Raw genomic sequence first — 1,911 nt, forward strand, 5'->3', positions numbered from 1 at the left:
GGACGCTGGAAGACGCTACGCCACACGACCGCCAGCCCCCGCCGAATCGGCGACATCATCGCCGCAGCCCTGCACCTGACCCATTTCGAGTACAAGTACCTACCGCAAAGTCGTTGAGATCACTTTACTGTCCCCTGATTGGTTGGCGCATGGGTGATTATGGTGCCTGTGCGGCGTGAACAGATGATCAGCCTCGGTTGCCTTCGCTGGTCCTCGAGCAGGTGATCAGTCAAGGGGCGGTCGTGCAGGTCGTGGCCCGGACGGCGAGGAGCCGGTGGCCTGTTCGGGGTGTGGGCAGCTCAGCGGCCATGTCCACGCCCATCGCCACTGGCAGTTGGCTGATCTGCCGGTCGGCGGGCGGGCAGTGATCGCGTGGGTCGGGGTTCGCCGGCTGGTCTGCGCAGCGGAGTCCTGCTCGCAGCGGACTCTCCGTGAGCAGGTGCCCGCGCTGGCGCGGCGGTGGGCACGGCGGACCCGGCAGCTGACTGCCCTGGTCGCTGATCTTTCGGTGAGCGTCGTTGGCCGTGCCGGTGCGGCGGCCACCACGGGCACAACGCGGCGGCGGAAAGCATCGACGCGCTCGTCCTCGACGGGCCACCGGCCAATGCGGTCACCCCGACCGTGACCACCGCCATCCATCGCCGTCGGCGCCCTGAATGCGCCCCGCCTCTACCGTAGATCGTGGCTCAAATCGGTGAGTCGACCGCCCGAGGTGGCTTGCAGTTCACAAGGTGCACCCGAGCCATGCGTCGCTGCCACCCTTCTTCGGCCGTGAGCCCCAGGGCTTCCGGCAAGAATTGCCAGTCTGGAAGGTGCTCAGCCCTGCCAGCGCCCAGGGCGCACCTCGTTCGACCTCGCGCCGCATCCACTCAATCGATTGTCAGTAGCCGCGGGGACACGTACGGTGCAAACGTCGCTGGTCAGGGCGACTTCCCCCGTGGTCGCCCTGACCAGCGCGAAACCCTGATGGTGCCCTTCACCGAGCCGGCTGGTGACCGCTGCCGCGTCGGCGAGCACCTCGACCGCGAGCAGCGGCTCCGGGGGCCGCCGACTGATCCGACCACCTTCCGCCGCGTCCGGCGCCCGCCTGCCGGATCGTCGCAGGCGGGGACAGACTGCTCTTAGCCTGGGCGCCTGTAGGGAACACTTCGCTCGAACCGGACAGCTCAGTGGGGTGTTCCGTGCTCGCGCCATGAGCCGGGTGAGGGTGCGCGCAGGAGGCGGTCGATCATGTCCTGGGCGTCGGCTTGGCTGTCGAACTCCCAGCGCAGCGTCTTGCCGGTTTCGCTGTCGCCGTTGCGGGCGATGACCTTCCAGCGGGTCTGGCGGACAAGCCACACGTCGCGGCGCGACAGGCGCCCCCACGCGCCGTTCCACCACCTCCTGACCACCTGATCCATGACCCGAATCGTACGCATGTTCGATCGAGTTGTGGGTGGGTGGTCGGCGAAATAGAAGCTCATTCGCAGCGGTCCTCGGCGCCCCTGCCGTGCGGTTCGCAGCAGTCGGGGCGGTGTCGGTAGACCCGTAGATCGTGTCCCTGCCGGTGGGCGATCTCGGTGGTGACCTCGTACAGGCAGGCCCGCCAGATGACGGTTTCTCCGCCGCCGGTGACGACCTGTCCGTCGCCGGGCCCGCCGCGCAGCAGCAGCCTCATGCCACCCACGGTAGACATCCGGCCCCTGGCCAGGGCCACGGACCGTGGGTGCAGCGGTTGGACCACCTGTCCGGCCGCACTCTGGGCTGCCGTGCTTGCTGACGAGGAAGCGGATTTGGTCAGGACGGCGTGCCGGGCGCGGCCCCGGGTGGCGGGTCGGGGTCGTGGTCGGAGGGGCGGGGCCCTTCCGGCCGGTCGCTAGAAAAGCGCAGCAGGGTCTCGATGCGGGTGACGCGGAAACGGCGACCGTGCAC

Annotated in this window: 4 protein-coding genes; 1 reads left to right on the forward strand and 3 read right to left on the reverse strand. The window is 68.8% G+C overall.

The window, feature by feature from the left end; genetic code table 11:
- Window positions 1–274: 274 nt before the first annotated feature.
- Complete coding sequence (locus tag C1I95_RS37255) at window positions 275–625, forward strand: transposase family protein (protein ID WP_111220126.1); 351 nt, start codon at window positions 275–277, stop codon at window positions 623–625.
- 541 nt (window positions 626–1,166) lie between these two features.
- Here the strand turns inward: C1I95_RS37255 and C1I95_RS33655 are convergent.
- The 3 genes from C1I95_RS33655 to C1I95_RS36805 all read right to left on the reverse strand — a co-directional run bounded on the left by C1I95_RS33655 (window position 1,167) and on the right by C1I95_RS36805 (window position 1,911).
- Window positions 1,167–1,400, reverse strand: coding sequence for a hypothetical protein (locus C1I95_RS33655; RefSeq protein ID WP_146605945.1), 234 nt, complete (start codon window positions 1,398–1,400; stop codon window positions 1,167–1,169).
- Window positions 1,401–1,459: 59 nt separating this feature from the next.
- Window positions 1,460–1,657, reverse strand: coding sequence for a hypothetical protein (locus C1I95_RS33660; RefSeq protein WP_111220130.1), 198 nt, complete (start codon window positions 1,655–1,657; stop codon window positions 1,460–1,462).
- Between the two features lie 119 nt (window positions 1,658–1,776).
- Window positions 1,777–1,911 (reverse strand): DUF5954 family protein, encoded by a 135-nt coding sequence (locus tag C1I95_RS36805; protein ID WP_233514056.1) that lies wholly within the window; start codon window positions 1,909–1,911, stop codon window positions 1,777–1,779.

Origin of the sequence: Micromonospora craterilacus (assembly GCF_003236315.1) — a bacterium.
In the GTDB taxonomy this organism is placed as follows: domain Bacteria; phylum Actinomycetota; class Actinomycetes; order Mycobacteriales; family Micromonosporaceae; genus Micromonospora; species Micromonospora craterilacus.